17 protein-coding genes are annotated in these 20,884 nt (G+C 66.2%); 7 read left to right on the forward strand and 10 right to left on the reverse strand.

The window, feature by feature from the left end; translation table 11 throughout:
• Window positions 1-121: 121 nt before the first annotated feature.
• Window positions 122-1,789 carry a YfbK domain-containing protein gene (locus tag ACWGIH_RS03650; RefSeq protein ID WP_453444445.1) on the forward strand — a complete coding sequence of 556 codons (1,668 nt, stop codon included), beginning with the start codon at window positions 122-124 and terminating at the stop codon, window positions 1,787-1,789.
• Here ACWGIH_RS03650 and ACWGIH_RS03655 read toward each other — a convergent pair.
• From ACWGIH_RS03655 to ACWGIH_RS03665, 3 genes are all read right to left on the reverse strand, one after another.
• Window positions 1,786-3,480 (reverse strand): hypothetical protein, encoded by a 1,695-nt coding sequence (locus ACWGIH_RS03655; protein ID WP_453444447.1) that lies wholly within the window; start codon window positions 3,478-3,480, stop codon window positions 1,786-1,788. The genes ACWGIH_RS03650 and ACWGIH_RS03655 overlap by 4 nt on opposite strands.
• A gap of 411 nt (window positions 3,481-3,891) precedes the next feature.
• On the reverse strand, window positions 3,892-5,139 hold the full coding sequence (locus ACWGIH_RS03660) for an acyl-CoA dehydrogenase family protein (protein WP_453444449.1): 1,248 nt from the start codon (window positions 5,137-5,139) through the stop codon (window positions 3,892-3,894).
• 43 nt (window positions 5,140-5,182) lie between these two features.
• Window positions 5,183-5,662 (reverse strand): SCP2 sterol-binding domain-containing protein, encoded by a 480-nt coding sequence (locus ACWGIH_RS03665; protein ID WP_453444451.1) that lies wholly within the window; start codon window positions 5,660-5,662, stop codon window positions 5,183-5,185.
• A gap of 69 nt (window positions 5,663-5,731) precedes the next feature.
• On the opposite strand from ACWGIH_RS03665, the gene ACWGIH_RS03670 reads away from it, so the two are divergent.
• From ACWGIH_RS03670 to ACWGIH_RS03680, 3 genes are all read left to right on the forward strand, one after another.
• On the forward strand, window positions 5,732-6,457 hold the full coding sequence (locus ACWGIH_RS03670; protein ID WP_453444453.1) for a TetR/AcrR family transcriptional regulator: 726 nt from the start codon (window positions 5,732-5,734) through the stop codon (window positions 6,455-6,457).
• A gap of 175 nt (window positions 6,458-6,632) precedes the next feature.
• On the forward strand, window positions 6,633-8,555 hold the full coding sequence (locus ACWGIH_RS03675) for an AMP-dependent synthetase/ligase (RefSeq protein ID WP_453444454.1): 1,923 nt from the start codon (window positions 6,633-6,635) through the stop codon (window positions 8,553-8,555).
• A gap of 79 nt (window positions 8,556-8,634) precedes the next feature.
• On the forward strand, window positions 8,635-10,560 hold the full coding sequence (locus ACWGIH_RS03680; RefSeq protein ID WP_453444530.1) for a GMC oxidoreductase: 1,926 nt from the start codon (window positions 8,635-8,637) through the stop codon (window positions 10,558-10,560).
• A gap of 432 nt (window positions 10,561-10,992) precedes the next feature.
• Here ACWGIH_RS03680 and ACWGIH_RS03685 read toward each other — a convergent pair whose 3' ends face one another.
• Genes ACWGIH_RS03685 through ACWGIH_RS03705 form a run of 5 tightly spaced genes read right to left on the reverse strand, consistent with a single transcriptional unit; the run spans window position 10,993 to window position 16,290 of the window.
• Complete coding sequence (locus tag ACWGIH_RS03685; protein ID WP_453444455.1) at window positions 10,993-11,373, reverse strand: hypothetical protein; 381 nt, start codon at window positions 11,371-11,373, stop codon at window positions 10,993-10,995.
• Complete coding sequence (locus ACWGIH_RS03690) at window positions 11,373-13,322, reverse strand: AAA family ATPase (RefSeq protein ID WP_453444456.1); 1,950 nt, start codon at window positions 13,320-13,322, stop codon at window positions 11,373-11,375. The genes ACWGIH_RS03685 and ACWGIH_RS03690 overlap by 1 nt, the downstream gene beginning before the upstream one ends.
• Entirely contained in the window at window positions 13,309-13,533 is a 225-nt protein-coding gene (locus ACWGIH_RS03695; protein ID WP_453444458.1) for a hypothetical protein, read from the reverse strand. The genes ACWGIH_RS03690 and ACWGIH_RS03695 overlap by 14 nt, the downstream gene beginning before the upstream one ends.
• The gene (locus ACWGIH_RS03700; RefSeq protein ID WP_453444460.1) at window positions 13,526-15,661 is read right to left on the reverse strand and encodes a DEAD/DEAH box helicase family protein; all 2,136 of its coding nucleotides are present in this window, start codon (window positions 15,659-15,661) and stop codon (window positions 13,526-13,528) included. Before ACWGIH_RS03700 ends, ACWGIH_RS03695 begins: the two co-directional genes overlap by 8 nt.
• The gene (locus ACWGIH_RS03705) at window positions 15,661-16,290 is read right to left on the reverse strand and encodes a hypothetical protein (protein ID WP_453444462.1); all 630 of its coding nucleotides are present in this window, start codon (window positions 16,288-16,290) and stop codon (window positions 15,661-15,663) included. Before ACWGIH_RS03705 ends, ACWGIH_RS03700 begins: the two co-directional genes overlap by 1 nt.
• Before the next feature lie 180 nt (window positions 16,291-16,470).
• Between ACWGIH_RS03705 and ACWGIH_RS03710 the strand changes: the two genes are divergently transcribed.
• Both ACWGIH_RS03710 and ACWGIH_RS03715 read left to right on the forward strand, forming a co-directional pair.
• On the forward strand, window positions 16,471-17,583 hold the full coding sequence (locus ACWGIH_RS03710) for a DNA-methyltransferase (RefSeq protein ID WP_453444463.1): 1,113 nt from the start codon (window positions 16,471-16,473) through the stop codon (window positions 17,581-17,583).
• Between the two features lie 991 nt (window positions 17,584-18,574).
• The gene (locus tag ACWGIH_RS03715) at window positions 18,575-19,126 is read left to right on the forward strand and encodes an HD domain-containing protein (protein WP_453444464.1); all 552 of its coding nucleotides are present in this window, start codon (window positions 18,575-18,577) and stop codon (window positions 19,124-19,126) included.
• On the opposite strand, the gene ACWGIH_RS03720 is transcribed toward ACWGIH_RS03715, so the two are convergent.
• Together ACWGIH_RS03720 and ACWGIH_RS03725 are read right to left on the reverse strand one after the other, a co-directional pair.
• Window positions 19,127-19,597 (reverse strand): NUDIX hydrolase, encoded by a 471-nt coding sequence (locus tag ACWGIH_RS03720; protein WP_453444466.1) that lies wholly within the window; start codon window positions 19,595-19,597, stop codon window positions 19,127-19,129. It lies immediately after the preceding gene.
• A gap of 35 nt (window positions 19,598-19,632) precedes the next feature.
• Complete coding sequence (locus ACWGIH_RS03725; RefSeq protein ID WP_453444468.1) at window positions 19,633-20,364, reverse strand: XRE family transcriptional regulator; 732 nt, start codon at window positions 20,362-20,364, stop codon at window positions 19,633-19,635.
• Window positions 20,365-20,532: 168 nt separating this feature from the next.
• Between ACWGIH_RS03725 and ACWGIH_RS03730 the strand changes: the two genes are divergently transcribed.
• Complete coding sequence (locus ACWGIH_RS03730; protein WP_453444470.1) at window positions 20,533-20,880, forward strand: SCO3933 family regulatory protein; 348 nt, start codon at window positions 20,533-20,535, stop codon at window positions 20,878-20,880.
• Window positions 20,881-20,884 lie beyond the last annotated feature (4 nt).

Genomic DNA, 20,884 nt, shown 5'->3' on the forward strand with positions numbered 1-20,884 from the left:
GCCCCGCTCAAGGCCCAGGGGCCCGTTCCCGCATCGAGACGCTTCCGCAACGGTTTCGAGCGAGCGTTCGTGGTGCCCCCCGCGTCACAGTCAGGTGAACCGACGACGTGAGGGGGCCGGGATGCGGACCTGGAAAGTACGGCGGGGGCTGCTCGCCGCGGCTGTGGCGGGCGGATTGCTGCTCACCGGGTGCAGTGGTGGCGGGGACACGGACCGGGCCGCCGACGGCAGCGCGAAGGAGCGGCGGGGCACGGCCCCGCTGCCCGCGCCGGGCCCCGCCTCACCCGGCACCGGCGACGCGGCCACCCCCGACGAGCAACAGGACGGCAAGAGGCGCGGCTTCACCCCGCGCCCGGACTACCTCTCCACGTTCGCCCTTGACGTGGACACCGCCTCCTACGGCTTCGCCCGCCGCACCCTCGCCGAAGGCCGCCTCCCGGACCCGGCGACCGTGCGCCCCGAGGAGTTCGTCAACAGCTTCCGCCAGGACTATCCGCGCCCCGAGGGCGACGGTTTCTCGGTGAACGTGGACGGCGCCCGCACCGATGACGACGACTGGTCCCTGATGCGGGTGGGCCTCGCCACCCACGGCGACACGTCGGACGGCGAACGCCCGCCCGCCGCCCTCACCTTCGTGATCGACGTCTCCGGTTCGATGGCGGAGCCCGGCCGGCTCGACCTGGTCAAGGAATCGCTCGCGATCATGACCGACGAGCTGCGCGACGACGACTCCGTCGCGCTCGTCACCTTCAGCGACAGCGCCGAGACCGTGCTGCCCATGACGCGCCTCGGCGACCACCGCGGCAAGGTGCACTCGGCCATCAGCGCCATGGAGCCCACCCAGTCCACCAACCTGGAGGCGGGCGTCCGCACGGGGTACGACACCGCGGTGGGCGGTCGGCGCGACGGCGCGACCAACCGCGTCGTGCTCCTCTCCGACGCCCTCGCCAACACCGGTGAGACCAGCGCCGACGGCATCCTGGAGCGCATCTCCGACGCCCGCCGCGCACACGGCATCACCCTCTTCGGGGTCGGCGTCGGCAGCGATTACGGCGACGCGCTGATGGAGCGCCTCGCCGACAAGGGCGACGGCCACACCACCTACGTGTCGGACACCGAGGAGGCCCGCAAGGTCTTCTGCGAGCAGCTCCCCGCCAACATCGAGCTGCGGGCCCGCGACGCGAAGGCGCAGGTCGCCTTCGACCCGCGGACCGTCAAGCAGTTCCGGCTCATCGGCTACGACAACCGCGCGGTCGCCGACGACGACTTCCGGGACGACAGCGTGGACGGCGGCGAGGTCGGTCCCGGACACACCGTCACCGCGCTCTATGCCGTACGGATGAGGCCCGGCGCGAGCGGCCACGTGGCGACGGCGAGCGTCCGCTGGCTCGACCCCGACAGCCGCGTCCCGCACGAGGAGTCGAACGAGATCGAGTCCGGGGACATGGAGGGCGGCCTGTGGGACGCCGACCGCGGCCTGCGCACCGCGGCGGTCGCCGCGTACTTCGCGGACGGGCTGCGGCACGGCACCGGCACGACGGACGGCGCCCCCGAGCCGATGTCGACCTTCTCCGGCTCCACTTCCTCTACCCCCTGGCAGCCGCTGCCCGGCGCGCCCACGTTCGCGGAACTGGCGCGGAGCGCCGACGCGTTGGCGTCGGACGCGGACGGCGACAGGCCCTTGCGCGACCTCGCGACCGCCGTCCGGCAGGCGGACCGCCTCACCGGCGGTTCCGGGTACGGCGGAGGCGGGGCAGAGGACGAGGGCGAGATCACCGGTGGGCGCTAACGCCCACCACAGAGCTGACGCTCGGCCCGCACCGGGTCGTTGGGGAAGCGGAACGAGGTGCGCTCCCAGACGCCGGTGACATTGCGCAGGAACCTGCCGGGCGTCATCGGATCCCGGGTCGCCGCCCGCAGCTCGGCCAGCGGACCGCAGTCGAGCGCACGCCGGGCGGCGGCGACACCCGCGGGGTCGAGGCCGTCGGGGAGGGGGCCACGGCCACGGTCGGCGAAGATCCAGGTGTCCGGCAGCCGCTTGTCGTGGCCCACCCTGCCGTCGATGCGCTCGGAGTGCGCGGCCAGCGGATAGGCGAGCCCGATCGGGTCGAGGGCGGCGCCGTCCAGGGGCACCACGGTGCCGCTGAAGCCGAGGGTGCTGTAGACGCCGGTGACCGTGGGGGAGTTGGCGGTGGCGGGAGTCCTGGCGAGGAACAGGCTCGGCGTGCCCGCACGGTCGGCCTCGCGTACGAGACGGGCGTACGCGACGTTGCTCGGGTAGCCCGCGAAGTCGTGGTGGAGGGGGTGGGCCGCCGCGTTCTGCTGGACGTACACACCGCGCTCGTCCGCGACGCCGCCGGGCCCGATCCGCCCCTCGTACGGAATCCGCAGCCAGCTCGCGCAGGCCACGGCCCAGATCCCGACGCCCACCGCCGCGATGGTCCACGCGCGCGTGCAGGGCACCAGGAAGACCGGCAGGAGCATGAGGAGCAGGCCCGGCAGGAACATCCGGCCGTGCATGAAGTCGCCGCCCACCTTGATGACGTAGGTCCAGCACAGGAGGCCCGCGACGACGGGCGCGAGCGCGGGGACGAGGGAAGCGGCGTCCCGCCGGACGGCCGTCGCGGGCAGCAGGGCGGCGAGCAGGAACAGCGCGGGCACCCAGAGGAGATAGGGCCCGGCGAAGTCCGCGAGGTAGTCGAACCCGCGCCCCCACAGGCTCTGCGAGGCCTCCTTGGTCACGCCGGGCAGCGGCATCAGCTGCCCGTAGTACCCGATCCGGAAGATCTCGTACGCGACCGGCAGCGCGAGGGCCGCTCCCAGGCCCCCGCAGGCGGCCCGCCGCGAGGGCCGCGCCATCAGCCACTGCGCACCGAGGAAGACGGCGGACACGAGCGCCAGGTCGGGTCGCACGAGGGGGCCGAGGCCCAGGACCACGCACGTGGTGAGCGAATCCGACCGGGTCACCAGGAGCAGCCAGGCGCCCGCGATCCAGCAGGTGGCGAGCCCGGTCTCCAGGCCCGAGGTGGCGAAGTCCCAGACGGGCGGCAGCGCGAGCAGGACGAGGCAGCCCAGGGGGAGGGCCGCTTTGTTCGCGTACAGGCGCAGCGCCCCGAGCGAGGCGAGCGCGAACCCGGCAGCGGTCAGCAGCAGCCCGCCGTACATCGCGGCCCTCGCGATGTCGAGACCCGGCAGCCCCGCGAGCACCAGCAGCCACTGCCAGAGGGTGCCGGTGGAGGACTCGGCGCGTTCGCCCGCGTTGAAGACGGGGCCGTTGCCGGCCAGGATCTGCCGGACCGTCCGGACGTAGATGTGCCCGTCGTCGGACATCCAGCGCCGCTGGAACCCGGCGAACGCGATGACGCAGGCCGGCAGCAGACAGAGGACGCCGCGCCGGAGCCTGTGCCCGGCGCCGCTTCGGCTGTTGACCAGCCCGAGGACGGCGTCGGGCTCACGGAGGGAGAGTTGCGTCGACGTCATGATCTTTTCATCGGCGCGGGCCGGCCACGGCTTGAGAGCGCCCCCTCCCACGACATCCCGAAGCAGCCCTACGTCAGCGATCCCGAGGCCCCACGCGAGCGAATCCGCGGCCCGACCCGCGTCTGCGGATCTGCCGTCCGCGCGTCAGCATTCCGCTGGCCCGCCTCTGCGCATGCGCCGTCGCGCGTGAGCGCATCCGTCGACCCGCGTCTGCGAATCCGCCGTCCCCACGTCAGCGCATCAGCCGTCCCGCGTGAACGATTCTGGTGGCCCGCCTCTGCGAATCCGCCGTCCCGCGTGAGCGAATCTGCTGGCCCGCCTCAGCGATTCTGCCGTCCCGCGCGAGCGAATCCGCGGCCCGACCCGCCTCTGCGAATCTGCCGCCCCACCCCAGCGCCCCCGCCGACCCCCTCAGCGAATCTGCCGCCCCGAGATGGCCCGGGCGATCACCAGGCGCTGGATCTCGCTCGTCCCCTCGAAGATCGTGTAGATCTTCGCGTCCCGGTACATCCGCTCGACCGGATGCTCCCTGCTGTAGCCCGCGCCGCCCAGCACCTGCACCGCCTTCTCCGTGGCCGCCACGGCAAGCTCCCCGGCGCGCAGCTTGGACATCGAGCCCTGGCCCGCGTCGAACGCCTTGTCGTTGCGGGCCATCCACGACGCCTGCCAGATCAGCAGCCGTACGGCCTCGATCTCGGTCCGCAGGTCGGCGAGCGCGAAGGCGATGGACTGGTTCTCGACGATGGGGCGGCCGAAGGCGACCCGGGAGCCCGCGTAGTCGAGGGCGTACTCGTACGCGGCCCGCGCGATGCCGAGCGCCTGCGCCCCCACCGTCGGGCGGCTCACCTCGAAGGTCGCCATGGCCGCCTGCGCACGGCCTCCGGAACCCCCCTTCGCGCCGCTCCCGGAACCCGCCCCGGCCGCTTCACGGGCGCGCGCGAGCCGGGAGTCGAGACGCTCCTTGCCGCCGAGCAGACAATGCCCGGGCACGCGTACGTCGTCCAGGAAGACATCCGCGGTGTGCGAGGCCCGCAGCCCCAACTTCTTGATCTTCTTGGCGCCTTCGAGACCGCGGGTGCCGGGCGGCACGATGAAGGCCGCCTGCCCCCGCGAGCCCAGTGCCGGATCGACGGAGGCGACCACCACATGGACGTTCGCGATGCCGCCGTTCGTGATCCACGCCTTCTGGCCCGACAGGGTCCACTCGTCGCGTGCCTCGTCGTACGTCGCGCGCGTCCGCATCGCCGACACGTCCGAGCCCGCGTCGGGCTCGGAGACGCAGAACGCCGCCACCTTGGGGTCGTCCTCGTCGCCGAAGCACTGCGGCACCCACTCGGCCAGCTGATCCGGCGTGCCCGCGGAGAAGATCCCGGCCACCGCGAGCGACGTGCCGAACAGGGCCATCCCGATGCCCGCGTCGCCCCAGAACAGCTCCTCGTTGGCGATCTGCAGCGAGAGCCCGCTGGGGTCGCCGAACAGGTCGGCCAGGGACTCGAACCCGTACAGGCCGATCTTCGCGGCCTCCTGGATGACGGGCCAGGGCGTCTCCTCGCGCTCGTCCCACTCGGCGGCCGCCGGCCGCACCACGTCGGCGGCGAAGCCGTGCACCCAGCCGCGCAGATCCCGCTGTCCCTCGGTCAGTTCGAGCGAGAAGGCCATCGTGTGTTCCCTTCCGGAAGTCGGTCGGCTCAGGCTGTGCGGGTCAGGCCTTCGGGATGTCGAAGTAGCGGGTCAGACCGGCGGCGAACGCCACATCGCCCACGATCTTGAGCTTGCGCATCATGAACATCGTCACGGGGCTCGCGTTGCCGGAGACCAGCTTGAGGAACTCGGCGTCGGCCATCACGAGCGTGACGCGCGGCTCGGCCTCCGAGCGGCCCTCGCGGACGGCGCAGGTGCCCTCGGAGATCTCCGTCTCGTAGACCGCCTCGGCCGCCTCGTCGACTCCCGTGACCTTCCAGCGGATCAGCGCCTCGGCGGTCCCCGCGGTCTCCGGCTTGAACTGCCGGCCCATCCGCCCGAACACCTCTTGCAGGACGCGGGCGCGCAGCTCGGGGTCCTGGGCGATCGCGGTGATCTCCTTGCCGGAGAGCCCCTTCACGATCTTCGCGAACTCCTCGGGCGTGACGCTCGCGAAGTCCAGTCCGGCCAGGCCCTCGGGGCCGCCGATGCCGTCCGCCATGGCGATCTCCTTACTCAAGAGTAAACTTACTAAAGGGTAAGGTAGCCCCGAGTCTGGGAGGCTGCAAGGGTGACGGTCAACGGGAGAACTGAGGGACGACGGAAGCGCGTTCCGCGCCAGGAGCGCGAGCAGCAGATCATCGATGTGGCGGTGACGGTCTTCGCCAAGCGCGGCTATCACGCCGCGTCCGTGGACGAGATCGCCGAACTGGCCGGGATCTCCAAGCCGATGGTCTATCTCTATCTCGACTCCAAGGAGGGGCTTTTCCTCGCCTGCCTGCGGCGCGAGGCCGACCGCCTGGTGGCCGCGTTCCAGGGCGCGGCACGGGCCGGTGGCGGGGCACCCGAACTGCGCCTGTATGCCGGCCTTTCGGCGTTCTTCGCCTTCGTCGCCGAGCACCGCGACAGCTGGGTGGTGCTGCACCGCCAGGCCTCGGAACTGAGCGAGGCGATCGCGTCCGCCGTCGCCGACGCGCGGCGTGCGGTGATGGCGGAGGTCGCGGGACTGGTCTGGGACGGCATCGCGCAGAACCCCGGTGGGTCCCAACTGGACGACGAGGACGCCGACTTCGTGGCGCACGCGCTGGTTGGCGCGGCGGACTCGCTCACCGACTGGATGGGCGGCCATCCGGGCCAGTCGCCGGAGGGGGTCACCCTGCGGCTGATGAACATGGTGTGGGTGGGGATGGGCCGGGTCCTCGAGGGCGAGGTGTGGGTGCCGGGGGAGGAGAGGGTGCCGGGGGAGGAGAAGGCGAGGAGTGCGCCAGAACGTCGGCCCGCGCCCTCGGCAGAGTGAACGCCTTTGTCATCAAGGTTTGTCATCAAGGTGAGCGCCGCCCGGTGATTTCTCCGCTGCACGCCCCATTGAACTTTCCCTACGCTTGAGTAAGTTGACCTCCCAGTAAGTACGCACCGCATCACCTCTGCACGACCTCCGCACGTCAGTTGGTAGCCGGGAGCCGGGAGCCGTCATGGGCGTACGCAAAGATCTGAAACGGGCGCAACGCCACCGTGGCCTCGCCGAGCGCGCCACGGTGGCGATCGTCAGGGACGAGCACGGCACCGTGCGCGAGGCGCGCACCGCCCGGCTCGCGGCGAAGCCCACCGCGGGCAGCACCGCCGACATCCCCTTCACCAACGCCGCCGAGGCACCCGGCGCGGTCGTCCTGCGCCGCAAGCGGGGCGACCAGTGGCGTCCGGTCACCGCGGCGGCGTTCGCGCACGAAGTCACCGCCACGGCCAAGGGGCTGATCGCGGCCGGGCTCCAGCCGGGCGGCCGGGTCGCGCTGATGTCCCGTACGCGGTACGAGTGGGCCGTACTGGACTTCGCGATCTGGGCGGCGGGCGGGCAGACCGTGCCCGTGTACGCCACATCGGCGGCGGAACAGATCGAGTGGATCGTGCGGGACTCCGGCGCGACGCTGCTGATCGCGGAGACGGCGGAGAACGTCGCGACGGCCGAGGCGGCGGTCGGGGGCCTCACCGAGCCGCCGCGCCTCCTCTGTGTCGACGAGGGAGCCCTGCGCGAACTGGCCGACGCGGGCGCGGAGTTGTCCGACGAGGAGGTGACCAAGCGCAGGTCCGCCCTCACCCCGGACTCGATCGCCACCATCTGCTACACGTCCGGCACGACCGGCAAGCCCAAGGGCTGCGTCCTGACCCACGCCAACCTGCACGCCGAGGCCGCGAACACCGTCGACCTGCTGCATCCCATCTTCAAGGAGATCACGGGGCAGGTCGCCTCCACACTCCTCTTCCTGCCGCTGGCCCACATCCTCGGCCGCACCATCCAGATCGCCTGCATGCTCGCCCGCATCGAACTCGGCCACTGCCCGAGCATCAAGCCGGACGAACTGCGCCCCGAACTGCGCTCGTTCAGGCCGACGTTCGTCGTCGGCGTCCCGTATCTCTTCGAGAAGATCCACGACACGGGGCGCGCGACCGCGGAGAAGATCGGACGCGGCGCGTCCTTCGACCGGGCCGAGGGGATCGCGGTGCGGTTCGGCGAGGCGTATCTGAACAAGTTCCTGGACAAGAGCGCCCCCGGCCCCTCGATCGGCCTCCGCCTCGGCTGGGCGCTGTACGAACTGCTCGTCTACCGCCGCATCCGCAAGGAGGTCGGCGGCAGGCTGCGCTACGCCATCAGCGGCGGTTCACCCCTCGACCGGCGCCTCAACCTCTTCTTCTACGCCGCCGGGATCATCATCTACGAGGGGTACGGCCTGACGGAGACCACGGCCGCCGCGACCATCACGCCGCCGCTCAGGCCCCGCCCCGGCACGGTGGGCCTTCCGGTGCCCGGCACCGCCGTGCGCATCGCGGACGACGGTGAGGTGCTCATCAAGGGCGGCATCGTCTTCGGCTCGTACTGGAACAACCCGGCCGCTACGGACGCCGTGCTGCGGGACGAGTGGTTCGCCACCGGGGATCTGGGGGCCCTCGACGGCGACGGCTATCTCACGATCACCGGCCGCAAGAAGGACATCATCGTCACGTCCGGGGGCAAGAACGTCTCCCCGGCGATCCTGGAGGACCGGCTGCGCAGCAGGGCGCCGGTCGGGCAGTGCATCGTGGTCGGCGACAACCGTTCGTACGTCGCCGCTCTCATCACGCTGGACCCGGAGGCCGTCGAGCACTGGCTCGCCGTGCGCAAGCGCCCGAAGGACACGCCGCTCGCCGAACTGTGCCGGGACCCGAAGATGATCGCGGAGATCCAGAAGGCCGTGGACTACGCGAACAAGGCGGTGTCGCGGGCGGAGTCCATCCGGAGATTCTCCCTGGTCGAGGGCGAGTTCACCGAGGACAACGGCCTGCTCACGCCGTCCCTGAAGATCAAGCGGCATGCGGTGGTGGCGGCGTACGAGGGCGAGATCGAGGCGCTCTACGGTGAGTGAGGCGCCGCGGGTCTCCGAGGCCCGTCAGGAGGGGCAGGGTTCCGGAGTCCCTCAGGAAGCCCACGACTTCGACGTACTGGTGGTCGGATCAGGCTTCGGCGGTTCAGTGGCCGCCCTGCGCCTGACCGAGAAGGGCTACCGCGTCGGCGTCCTGGAGGCGGGGCGCCGCTTCACCCGCGAAACGCTGCCCACGGACTCCTGGGACCTGCGGAACTATCTGTGGGCCCCGGCCCTCGGTCTCTACGGCCTCCAGCGCATCCACCTCCTGCGCAACGTCATGGTCCTCGCCGGCGCCGGGGTGGGCGGCGGCTCGCTGAACTACGCGAACACCCTCTACGTACCGCCGCCCGCCTTCTTCCGGGACAAGCAGTGGGCGGACATCACCGACTGGCAGGCGGAACTCGCCCCGTACTACGACCAGGCGCGGCGCATGCTCGGCGTACGCCAGAACCCGACCATGACCGAGGCGGACGAACACCTGCGGGCCGCGGCGGACCGGATGGGCGTGGCGGACACCTTCCGGCTGACGCCCGTGGGGGTGTTCTTCGGCGACGGGGTGGATGCGGGGGGTGGTGTCTGCGCGGGCGGGGCGGACGCAGGGGGTGATGTTTCCGCGGGCGGGGCGGCCGCGGGCGGCGCGGCTGCTGGGGTCGGTGGCGGTACCGGCGGCGCCACCGGCTCCGGTCCTTCAACGGCCGGGGAGCGCGCGGAAGTTCCCGACCCGTACTTCGGCGGGGCCGGCCCCGCACGGGCGGCCTGCACCGAGTGCGGATCGTGCATGACGGGCTGCAAGGTCGGCGCCAAGAACACGCTCACCGAGAACTACCTCTACCTGGCCGAGCGGGCGGGCGCGGAGATCCGCGCGATGACGACGGTGGTCTCGGTGCGGGAGGTGGCAGGGGGCCACGAGGTGGTGACCGTCCCCACGACCATGCGCCGCAAGGCCGCACGGCGGGACCGCAAGGGGCGGCGCACCGTCCTGCGCGCCCGCCACGTCGTCCTCGCGGCCGGTACGTACGGGACCCAGACCCTCCTGCACCGCATGAAGGACGACGGCACCCTGCCCCGCATCTCCGACCGGCTCGGCAGGCTCACCCGCACCAACTCCGAGGCCCTGGTGGGCGCGGTGACCTTCCCGCGCCGCTACCGCAAGAAACACGGCGCCGACCGCCCCCTGGACTTCACGCGAGGCGTCGCCATCACCTCGTCGATCCACCCGAATCCCACCACCCACATCGAGAACGTCCGCTACGGCAAGGGCTCCAACCTGATGGCGCTGATCTGCGTCCCGCAGTACAGCCGGAACCTCCCCAAGCCGCTGGCCGCGGTGCTGGCCTTCCTCACGCACCCGGTGCTCGTGGCACGGGTGGCATCGACACACCGCTGGTCGGAGCGCACGATCATCGGCCTCGTGATGCAGACCCACGACAACTCCCTCACCACACGGCTGGGACGCCGCCGCCTGCTGACGGCCGAACAGGGGCACGGCGCGCCCAACCCCGTGCACATCGCGGAGGGCTGGGAGGCGGCCGGCCTGGTGGCGGAGCGCATCAACGGCTTCGCCGGCACGAACCTGGGCGAGCTCCTCAACAAGCCGCTCACGGCGCACTTCCTGGGCGGCTGCCCGATCGGCGCATCGCCGGACGAGGGGGTGATCGACCCGTACCACCGCCTCTACGGCCACCCGGGGATCTCCGTGGTGGACGGCTCGGCGATCTCCGCGAACCTGGGCGTGAACCCGTCGCTCACGATCACGGCCCAGGCGGAGCGGGCCATGGCGCACTGGCCCAACAAGGACGATCCGGACACCCGCCCGCCCCCGGACACGCGGTACGCGCGCGTGCGCGCCGTCCCCCCGAAAACCCCCACGGTCCCGAAGGGCGCCTACGGGGAGCTGCGCCTCCCGGAGCAAGGGGCTTACGCCGCCGCTACCCACCGCCCGCTACGTTGCCCCGACCAGCAAAAAAGGCCCTCCGGGGTGGAGGGCCGACCTGGGCTGGACTGAAGCGCCCCCGGCAGGACTCGAACCTGCGGCCAAGCGCTTGGAAGAGGCTGATTGAGATCACTGTTGTGTCCCCGACGACCTGGAGTTTCTGGGGATCTCAGCGCAAGACCTTGACGGCTTCGACACGTATTCGACCGAGCGGTTCCGAAAGATCGATCGTCTCTGGGCTAGCAGGGTCCCGTGGAGCGGCATGCGTCACCAAGCCACAACGTCAGTCTCATTGTTGTGAAGCAGCCAGCTCATAACGCTTGCGTAGCGTCGACGGCCGCAGAGAACGTGAACATCAAGAAAGGGACTGTGTTCCGAATGCACCTAGTAGTTTCTCTGGGAGCTCGAGGCACGCCGCAGGAAGGCTGTGGCGTGCTCGAATATATTGGGGCATCAGCACCATGGTCTGAGTTACCTGCAGATGGCAGATGACGAAAGTCAGCGTCAGCCGTTCGGTCTGTCGACGAGATCGCCCATGCTGCCGATCTCTCCTGTCGACCAATGTTCGCTGAGTAGAAGCAGCCCTTTGTTCATCAAGATCTCCACGGCCCGGTAAGGCTCCGCGATGACAGCGGGCTCGGGATAGTAGATCTTGACGGTCTCGGCCATTAGACCGTCAGGGTCAAGGCCACCAGTGTCGTAGTTACTCCCGCCGCGCGTACCAGCGGAGCGGTCCAGGTCGACCTGGTTCTCAATCGCATAGGCGAAACCGAGGCGCACTCGGTCCGCCAACTGCGTCTTCTCCGAGATTCCCAGCCAGTGGATCAGGTCAGAGGCGGCCTGCGACGCCTCGATGGTGAGCGAGATGTTCTTGAGATCAGACATCAGACAGCTGCCCTCCGGCGCTCAATAACCGTGTGCTTGGAGCTTCGCCGATCCAACTGGTACTCCGCGACCAGATTGCTGCCTAGCGCCTGGAGCGCAGCGCCTCGATCAAACTCCCCGTCGAACGAGAGGAGGATCACCTGTCGCGCCATTCGTGGCAGAGCCGCGACGACGTGCGCAGTGTTGTCGGTATCCAGGCGACCGAATGGGTAATCCATGACTACTGGCCCTCGTACCGCAGCGCTATCTTGGAGTGCGGCAATCAACGACAAGGCTACAAGGTGCTCGTAGCCCGCCGACCGTCTTACTGTTTCGCCATCCTTGTCAAGGATCTCGAGCCCGTAGCTGTCGGTGATGCGGAGCCCCACGTAGTCGGGTTCGGACGCCAGGACACGAAAGATGTCCGAGGCGTGCCTTTCGACGCGTCGACGAAGCTTCGTTCTGTAGGCATCGATCGAGGCGCTGAACAGATCGCGGAGTCGTTGGGCCACCTGGTCCTTCAGCTCAACGGTGCGGTTGGGGGCCACCTGCTTCCGGAGCCGCCGCTTAAAGTCTTCAATGTCGACTTCCTTCTTGCGGATCAGTTCTCCGAGATCCGCTAGGCGACCTTGATCCCGCTCGATTCTGCTATGACGCTCAAGGCGTTCGTTGGCCAGCGTGCGCACTTGCTCCTCGCTCTGGCCAATCTCGTCAATCTCCTGTCGCAGCTCTGCGATGTCACCGAGCAACTCCTCCTTCTCAAGTCGCACTTGCCGAAGGCCGGCGTCATGTCGTTCGATGAGGCGAACGTCTTGTTGTGCGAGAGTCTGAAGAGTGCGGCGTTTGGCCCGGAGTTGCTCCAAACGGGTCTGTACGTCCTCTTGATGTCCAGTTGATGCGGTTTGCTTGATTCTCTCTGTCAGTTCGGCATGCAAGGTTGATGGGATCTCGCGACGACAGGTCGGGCAGTCGTTTGATGTGTGCAGATGGGTCAGATCTCGCATGGCGGCAGCGGCTTCGCTGAGCTCGGCCTCCGCTATTGATACAGCGCTGTCTACTTCGGCGAGACGTTCGGTTGCGGAACGAGCCAGAACGGCTTTCCATAGGTCTACAGATAGCTCATCAAGGTCGGCTACCGCCTTCTCCTCCCGGGCTTCTACCCCCGAGATCTGCACTACCAGCTGATCGATTTTTCCGAGGATGTGCTGGGCTTTTTGTTGCTCGCGCATCAAGGCATCGAGATCAGCGATTCGACTCTGATCCGCCTCGATTTGGGATTCGATTTCTCCCTGGTCCCTCTGGAGGCGGTCGCGGACTTCTTGGGCCTCCTTGAGGGCTAGGCCCATACGGTTGGTCTCGTCGTTGGCGGCGTACTGCTCGCTCATCTGTTTCGATGCTGCGCGCGAAATTGCTACGGCATCTGCTTTTGCATTGCTGACGATGGGGATCCCGAGGACTCGTTCGATGCTCCGTTCTAGTTCAGTACCCTTTTCGCTCCCAGGATCAAGTAGTTCTTCGTATTGGCGAAGCAGCTCACCGTCGAACAGGAAAAACTGGCTCACCGATTCCGGAGCGATCATTTGGATGATTCTCTTGGAGTCATCCGGAGACAGCACCTCCCCGTCGCGCTGCAAGATGACGGATTCATTCGGTTGCGCGGCCTCGTCGTACCGTCGGATAAGGCGGTAGGGAAGGCCATTTTCGTGGAAGTCCAGTACTGTTTCGAATGCTCCCGCGCCACCTGCCTCCTTCCGAGCCTCCGTGTTTACGAGGCCAGAGGCTTCTTCGGCGCCACTACGGCCATGAATCTCTCCGTATAGCGCGTACCGGAAGGCGTTGTGGAGAGTGGTCTTACCGCGACCGTTAGGTCCGTAGACGATGTAGACCCCACGGTCGCTAGAGAAGGCCATCTCCTGGCGTCCCCGATAAGGTCCGAAGTCCTCGACTGTGAGTCGATCAAGAGTCAACATCAGATACCCCCTCCGTAGATGCCCGTTGGCTGACCCACCGGTTGACGATCTGTTCAGTCCGCTTGCGGGCTTCGCTGTGGTCTTCGGCGAACTGGTGCTGTACCTGAAGGATTTCGCTGACTAGTTCAGGGTCCAGGTCGGGATAGCGTTCTTTCCGGACCTCCTCCACAGTCGCCAGCAAATCTGCTGTCTCCTCGCTCTGATCAGGCATCTACTTCCCCCTCATCGTCCTCAACACCCTCCGGTCGGATCTCATCAAGCTGACTGAGAGACAACCCCATCGATACCCACTTGTCTTCCAGGGTCGAAACGGAACTCTGTGTAATACTCCAACCAGCGAATTGAATTGCCCGTGATAGCTCGCCAACGACTAGAGGCCACGATGGATCATCCCTCTGTGTGGTTTCAGGTAGAACCAATACGTCGATTAGCGTGGCTACGGTCTTGTTAGGGGAGCGGCGAAGGATCCGCCCTCTTCGCTGGATGAATTCGCGGGGATTTCGTGAACTGGCCAAGATTAGGGCATGTGAGGCCGATGGGATATCTACACCCTCATCGAGGCACTTGATCGCTACTATAATCCCACCGCTGATGTCGAAAAGCTTCAGTGTGGCATCTGAGTCCCCGCGCATCTGGCTGTGGTACTCAAGAGAAGGAATCCCGCGGGCTGAGAGCGCCTGCCGCACGAGGGACATTTGGTCCTGGTTATCGCAGTAGATGAGCCACTTTTGATCTTTTTCGGGGCGATAGTGCTCTGTCACGAGGTCGGCAGCTCGCGATACCTTGAGGGCCGCGCCCTTGGCGATACGGGACCGCTCGATGAGCTTACGGTGCAATTGGTCCTGAGTCTGGGGTGCTGCGCCAGATGTGTGGGCCATGGCGTACCGCTGCCGGATTTCGCTGGTCAGGCGGTCCCAACGTTCTTTCTCGTCCTCCGTCAGACTTACCCAGGACGGGTGGTATACGTACGGGGCCAGTACGCCGTCGTCCAGAGCATCTTTCAATGTGTACCGGTGGATAATGCCACCAAAGTAGTTGTCGACCGCAGACGTGCCTTCTGGGTCGTGGGCCCGTTCTGGTGTGGCGCTCAGCCCAAGACGCCAAGGGGTTTCCAGCCACTCGAGGATTGTGCGGAACCGGGGGCTGCCCAATCGATGTGCCTCGTCGGCGATGGTGAACACCTTGCTAGCTACCGGTCGCAGCTGAGCCCGAAATGCAGGGCTGGACGCCGTGTTGAGGACTGCGATCAAGACGTGCTTGCGTCCAGGACGACTGGACTCAACGGCAGCACGGAGTGCACCGCTGCGACTCCAGCGGTCGTGTCCTCCACCTGCCAGCACTGGGCGGGCTCCGAGTAGTTCATGAACCTGCTTCGCCCACTGATCTAGTAGCAGGCGGGAGGGCACGAGGATCAGTGGCGTCAGGTTCTGCTCGAGGGCGAGGCCGGCAGAGTAGAGACCGGTGATTGTCTTGCCGGATCCCGTGGCATGGGCTAGCAGTCCGGAGTGCTCGCGAGTTTCCCATGCACGAACTGCGGCGCGCTGATGCTCGCGGAGTTGGATGCCTCCGAGCGTGAACTCCTCCGGGGGCCGACGGTCGGTGCGCCCTGTGGTGACGTCGCGTAGCAGGGCAGTGAGGTCGGTATCTTCCGCGACATGCTCGAGTTCTTCTCTGATTTCACTAGGGAGGCCGATGACCGTGACGCCAGGGACGACTCCTTCCCAAAGCCGTTCGAAGCGAGCGACGGCATGGCGGGCCCGCTCGGCATCACGGCCGCCCTCCCAGGACGGCCAAACATCGATCGATTCGATGTTGCCATTGGGCGAGAGACCGAGGTAGCTCTCATTGGCAGAGCCACGGAAACCTACGACTTCTCCTTCGGTGTCAGCGAAAAGCCCTACTTTATCGTGGAACATCCTTTTGTTGTTAATGGATGCCTTCGGTGTTACGCGGGCCAACTTGACCTCTAGTCGCCCTGCAGCGACCAGTGCAGCCAGCAGACGGGCGGTGTCGGCGTGAGAAGAGCGAAGAAGCTGTGCGAGTTCTCCTCGCAACTTCATGACGAGCTCAGCGTCGTCACGCACTTCGTATCCGTAAATGAGGCTTTCGGCGTCAGATGTGCTCAGCCTAGGAGAGCACAAAATGCGCATGGAGCCTGAGTTTCCTAGGAAGAAGGTCTCAAGTCCGGACTGAATCAGATGGAACGCTGTTGAGCTGAAGAATCCGGTGATTCGGTGATAGTGGGACGCCTCGCGCAGGCATGGTTCATAGAATTCTTGGGGGATGTCGTCGGTATCTGTAGTGTATTCAGTGCGTAGGCTGCCAAGGTCTCTGAGCATCAGAACAACCCCTCACACATTGTTTCGTTGCTCAGGTCGATTCGCAGGCTAAGTGCCTCCGCGAGCCGATGAGGGCGGGCGGCAACGATCGTCTCGGTCAACTTGCCATGAAGTCTACGAGAGCCGTGTGAGATATCCTTCGCGAGGGCACTCCACACGATTTCAGGCGGAGTTTGGACATTCTTAGAGGATCCAAAGCCGCCGTTCAGGTCGTGTAGGTCGGCGTCCCACAAGATGAACAAATTCCAGTCGGGGTGGTATCCCATGGCTATCGGCCGAATGTCGTCAGTTCGGTCGAACCAGCGCCGCTTTTCCTGTGGAGACGCAGGCCTGCCATCGCGCGTCACACCCACAGATAACTGGATCTTGAACGTCCCCGGCTGACGTTCCGACGGGTGTTGCGTCGCCGTGTAGATGTAGAAGCGGAGCCGTGGGGGCAGCGGCGAGGCCAGATCAAGGACGAGCGGCTTGTGTCTCAGGGCTTCGTCAGGGGGGACCGCATCCACAGCAGGCCCCAGGGCGCGGACGAGCACGCGATGCAAGTAGCCGCTGGTGAAGTTCTTGGCAGGCCGATACCGCTCCTGAAACTCGTCCTCCGGCATCGTGAACCAGCCGGGCGTCGTTGCCACCACGCCTCCCCCTTGTCTGCAACCCTACTGTCCGTCGTCGACCATGTACACGGTCTCAGACGCCACTGACATCGGGCTTGGCTCGAGGGGTTCTGCCTGATCCGAGGTGTCGCAACGGCGCTTAGCGGCCCCGGCGGCCGCTATAGTGTTGAGGGTTGATCGGTTGCGGAGGGGCTCTACATGCAGGACATCCTTAATCGCCTGCGGTCGGGTCGCGTCTGCTACACCACGCCGCACGGCGCGCAGTTCACTGGTGACAGCTTGGAGCTGCTCGGAGAGCTACCGGCGAACAGTGTCGACCTCTTCATGACGAGTCCTCCCTTCCCTCTTCTGCGCAAGAAGGCTTACGGGAACAAGGATCAAGAGGAGTACGTGGCCTGGCTCGTGAAGTTCGCGAAGCTGGCGAAGGATGCACTGAAGCCCACCGGTAGCCTCGTGATCGACATTGGTGGCGCTTACCAGCAAGGCGAACCAGTGAGGTCGCTACATCAGTTCCGTGCGCTGCTCGCGTTTGTTGACGATCTTGGCTACTTTCTCGCTGAAGAATTCTATTGGTACAATCCTTCTAAGCTGCCGTCGCCTATTGAATGGGTAAATAAGCGCAAGTATCGTGCGAAAGATGCCGTCAATACGGTTTGGTGGCTCTCGAAAACCGAGCGCCCAAAGGCTGATGTTGGTAAGGTTCGCGTACCTTACTCCAAATCCATGCAGCAGCTACTGAAGGATCCTGCGGCCTATTATAGGCCAAAGGATAGGCCGTCTCAGCACACTATCGGCAAGGCGTTTGGTGTCGATAACGGCGGTGCGCTTCCTTCTAATTTGCTTGACATTCCTCTCTTGGTTGAGGATCTGCTTGAGATTCCCAATTTGCTTGAGCTTCCTAATAGTCAGTCCAATGATGCATACCTCCGCACATTGAAGGTAATGGGGCAGTCGGGGCATCCTGCTCGATTCCCGATCAAGCTACCCTCGTTCTTCATTAAAATGCTGACCGATCCGGGAGACGTCGTTGTCGACTTCTTTGGAGGGTCGAACACGACTGGTCGAGCTGCGGAAGACCTGGGTAGGAACTGGCTCTCGTTCGAGCTGGACCCCGCATACGCTGCTCTCTCTGCTGTGCGCTTCATGGAGGGCCAGGACCCCAAGGTCATACAGCGAGCCGTGAAGAAGATCGAGAGCGGCACCACGCTTGAGTTGACAGACGTATCCACTGAGCCGAGCAAAGAGGCTGAGGCGCCTGCCAAGCCGAAGGGTAATGCTGCCTCAACTCAGCTGAGTATTGATGCTGACTGAGGAAGCAAATTCCCCGATCTCCTTGTCTCGGCAGTACCAGTAGGGACATAGGCTGACTGAAGGTTTGGGTAACTGCGCCTCCGAATCTGCTCACATCCTGTCGAAATCGCGACTGTCGGTCGCTGAGGGGTCGGGGAGAGAAAGCGGGTGGTCGGTGGAGCGGCTTTGGGCTGGAGCTGCTTTGGGGCGAGGGATCATGGCCCCTTAAGCTGGCCGCGAGTCGGGCAGGTAGTGGACCTGCCCGCTGGTGCTCGACGTGGGGCCATGATCTTCGAGGCTCGCCCCAAAGTGGCTGCCTAAAGCCGCGGGGCCGACCGGATTCTGCCACGACGGGTTTCCCCATCTCTCAAGGGTGTGTCCGCGGTCGGCTGGTGCCCCGTGCGGTGGTCAGCGGGCCATAGGAGCCCGTGAATCTCGGCAGCGTGGGACCGCCGACCAGCGTCACCCCGATCCGGCCTCATCGGTAAACCCAAAGCGTCTTTTCCTGCCCTTTCCGTCCCCGCTCAACCATGCCCCGTGCTGGTCTTTCGCCCCCTTTGTGGGCGCGGGCGGGCGACGGCGCGCGGTTCCGCTGGCGGAGACATGGCGGGGCCGTGCGGCGGCGTCCGCCCGGCGCCGCCGCGCTGTGCGCGGCACTCGATTCCTTGAGATCGATGGATGACTCGTCATCTGTGGCGCGGGCTTGTGGCATTGAGGAGGGCTGGCCTGCGCCTGCGCACGATCAAGTTCGCCTGTGCTCTTTCCCCTTCAGAAGCCGGATCGGGGTGGCGGTGGTCAGCGGCCTGGCGCGGCCAGTGATTCACCGGGGCGCCATTGGCGGATGGGTTGGCAATTTTCCACGAGCAGGAGCGGCACCGGCCGGCGAGCGGAGCGAGCCCTTGATGATGTAGGGAAAGTTTGTCCGCGCTGGCCGATCGGAGACGCGCGAGGTGATCGGGGAGCGTTGATCGCGGGCTGTTGGCCAGCCGGGCGCTCCGCTACGGTGCGAATCATGCCTACTGCACTGGACACGCCTCGGGGTGCTGCGGAGCTGGCCGAGTCTCTGTTGCCTCAGCTCGGGAACCGTTGGCTGCACACTCAGGCCGTTGCAGCTCGCGCCCGGGAGGTGGCTGTTGCTGTGCCGGAGACTGAGCGCGAACTCCTGGAGGCGGCTGCCTGGTTGCACGACGTCGGCTATGCGCCGGAACTGCGTGAGACGGGGTTCCATCCCCTTGATGGTGCTCGGCACCTGGAGGCGCTGGGGGCTCCTGGCAGACTTGTGCGGCTGGTCGCGCATCACTCTGGCGCGGTGTATGAAGCGCAACAGCGCGGACTGGCAGACGAGTTGGCCATGTATGAGCGGGAAGACTCCTCGCTCCTGGATGCCTTGATCTACGCCGACATGACCACGGGGCCTGCGGGACAGGCCTTCGAATTCGACCGTCGCATGGACGAGATCCTCGACCGCTACGAACCGGACAGTGCGGTGCACATCGCGATCACCAAGGCGCGTCCGTATCTGGCGGCCGCTGTCGAGCGCACTCGGGCACGTCTCGGCAAGTGATCAGCCGATGTACGGCGTGGGCAGGTCGGCCAAGCCGTGCTCGATTCGCATCCGCATGGACGGGTGGATGTTCAAGTCGGGCAGTGTGCTCGGTTCGACGAACGCGACTTCCTTGCTCTCGCTGCTCGTGCGGAGTTCGCCGCCGGTGATCCGGGCCGTGAAGCAGATGGAGAACTGTTGGCGCACCTCGCCGTCGTCGTAGGCCATGACGTGGCCTGGGTTGGTGTAGATACCGACCAGTCCCGTGACCTCGACGTCGATGCCGGCCTCTTCCTTGGTCTCTCGTACCGCGGCGTCGGCGGCTGACTCTCCGACCTCGACACCGCCTCCGGGCAGGGCCCACAGGTTGTTGTCCGTCTTGTGGATCAGCAGGACTTCTCCGGCGTCGTTGACGGCGACGGCGACCACTGAGGGGACGATGCTGTTCGCCTTGGGGGCGTTGGGATCATTCACGTAGTCGATGCGGGCCATGGATCCAGCGTCGCACGCTCGGCCGACGAGCAGGTCTACGCAGGACGTCCGTGCTTCCACGCGTAGTCGAAGCTCTTCATGTAGTGCCGGAACGTGCGGCCGCCGGGAAGGTAGCGGAAGTGTAGAACGGGGTTCTGACCGGCGGGAGCTCCGAGTACGTGAGGGTTGACCAACATGTCGTCGTCGAAGCGGTAGATCGAGTTGTAGAGGATCGTGTCGTGCAGGCGGATGTCGAGTCCGGGTGTGGAGGCGACCGCCTTCAGGTAGCTGTGAGTTATCCGGGCTCGCGCTGCCAGGTTCTCGCCGATGCCCTCTTCCTCGCCGCGCTGGCGGATCATCGCTGAGTCCGGGTCGCCCAACAGGATGCGTACCTCCGCACCGGCCCCGGCCTTCTCGGCTAGTTGCTCCGGGAGATCCGGGTTGCTGTCGAAGAGGAACAGGCCCGCGTAGACGAGTACTTCGATGTGGCTCTTCGTGCCTTCGAGCAGGGAAGGCCACAGGGACGTTGGTACGGCGCCACGGTGTGGGTAGAACGTGACGAGCTCTGAGGCGCTTGCGGTTTCGACCTGCTTCTCGATGGTCGGCCAGAGGTAGACCTCGTCGACTCCGAGGAAGCTCGCCGTGGTCCAGCGGTGCCGACGGTGCGGGGTGCGGTCGAGTGTGATCCAGCGTTCTACGCTCTTGGGGTCCACTTCGACGCGTTCGGCCACCGACTGGATCGTCTCGTCTGCTGCTGAAATTGCTGCGCGTAAGCGTTCGTTGGGCATGTCCGCGGTCCTTCCATGAGGTTCGGACGCCTAAGGACGTTTTACTCCTTCCGGAGACGTCCCTCAACGTCCTTCTGGACCGAGATGCGTCCACCCCGTGTCGCGCTTCCCTGATCTGGTCGCCGTACTGGCGAATCTCAACTCGGCGCTAGATCAGTAGGAAAGACGATGCGTCAGATCCCTGTGGACACCGCCGCGATGACGGTGATGTTGATCCAGGAACCGGAGACGAAGGTGAAGAACCGGGAGACCGGTGAGATCGCCACCGACCGGACCTCGGGCAAGACCCTGTACAACGTGAATGTGGCGGTGATCGTGGACGGCCGCCCGGACGCCGTGACGGTCGTGGTCGCCGAGGACGGCCTCCAGCCCGACCTGGTGCCCGGCATGGCGGTGGAGCTGCCCGGTCTGGTGGCGCGCCCGTGGGAGAACGACTTCGGGCACGGCATCAGCTACCGCGCGATCGCGGTCACCGCGAAGAACCTGACCCCGGCCGGCTCGAACGGCAAGGGCTGATGAG

The organism is Streptomyces sp. NPDC054872 (assembly GCF_053610705.1).

Excerpts from the sequence above, each read along its gene's own strand:
- ACWGIH_RS03650 (WP_453444445.1), top strand. The coding sequence starts at position 122 with ATGCGGACCTGGAAAGTACGGCGGGGGCTGCTCGCCGCGGCTGTGGCG.
- ACWGIH_RS03655 (WP_453444447.1), bottom strand. The coding sequence starts at position 3,480 with ATGACGTCGACGCAACTCTCCCTCCGTGAGCCCGACGCCGTCCTCGGG.
- ACWGIH_RS03660 (WP_453444449.1), bottom strand. The coding sequence starts at position 5,139 with ATGGCCTTCTCGCTCGAACTGACCGAGGGACAGCGGGATCTGCGCGGC.
- ACWGIH_RS03665 (WP_453444451.1), bottom strand. The coding sequence starts at position 5,662 with ATGGCGGACGGCATCGGCGGCCCCGAGGGCCTGGCCGGACTGGACTTC.
- ACWGIH_RS03675 (WP_453444454.1), top strand. The coding sequence starts at position 6,633 with ATGGGCGTACGCAAAGATCTGAAACGGGCGCAACGCCACCGTGGCCTC.
- ACWGIH_RS03685 (WP_453444455.1), bottom strand. The coding sequence starts at position 11,373 with ATGTCTGATCTCAAGAACATCTCGCTCACCATCGAGGCGTCGCAGGCC.
- ACWGIH_RS03690 (WP_453444456.1), bottom strand. The coding sequence starts at position 13,322 with ATGTTGACTCTTGATCGACTCACAGTCGAGGACTTCGGACCTTATCGG.
- ACWGIH_RS03695 (WP_453444458.1), bottom strand. The coding sequence starts at position 13,533 with ATGCCTGATCAGAGCGAGGAGACAGCAGATTTGCTGGCGACTGTGGAG.
- ACWGIH_RS03700 (WP_453444460.1), bottom strand. The coding sequence starts at position 15,661 with ATGCTCAGAGACCTTGGCAGCCTACGCACTGAATACACTACAGATACC.
- ACWGIH_RS03710 (WP_453444463.1), top strand. The coding sequence starts at position 16,471 with ATGCAGGACATCCTTAATCGCCTGCGGTCGGGTCGCGTCTGCTACACC.
- ACWGIH_RS03715 (WP_453444464.1), top strand. The coding sequence starts at position 18,575 with ATGCCTACTGCACTGGACACGCCTCGGGGTGCTGCGGAGCTGGCCGAG.
- ACWGIH_RS03720 (WP_453444466.1), bottom strand. The coding sequence starts at position 19,597 with ATGGCCCGCATCGACTACGTGAATGATCCCAACGCCCCCAAGGCGAAC.
- ACWGIH_RS03725 (WP_453444468.1), bottom strand. The coding sequence starts at position 20,364 with ATGCCCAACGAACGCTTACGCGCAGCAATTTCAGCAGCAGACGAGACG.
- ACWGIH_RS03730 (WP_453444470.1), top strand. The coding sequence starts at position 20,533 with ATGCGTCAGATCCCTGTGGACACCGCCGCGATGACGGTGATGTTGATC.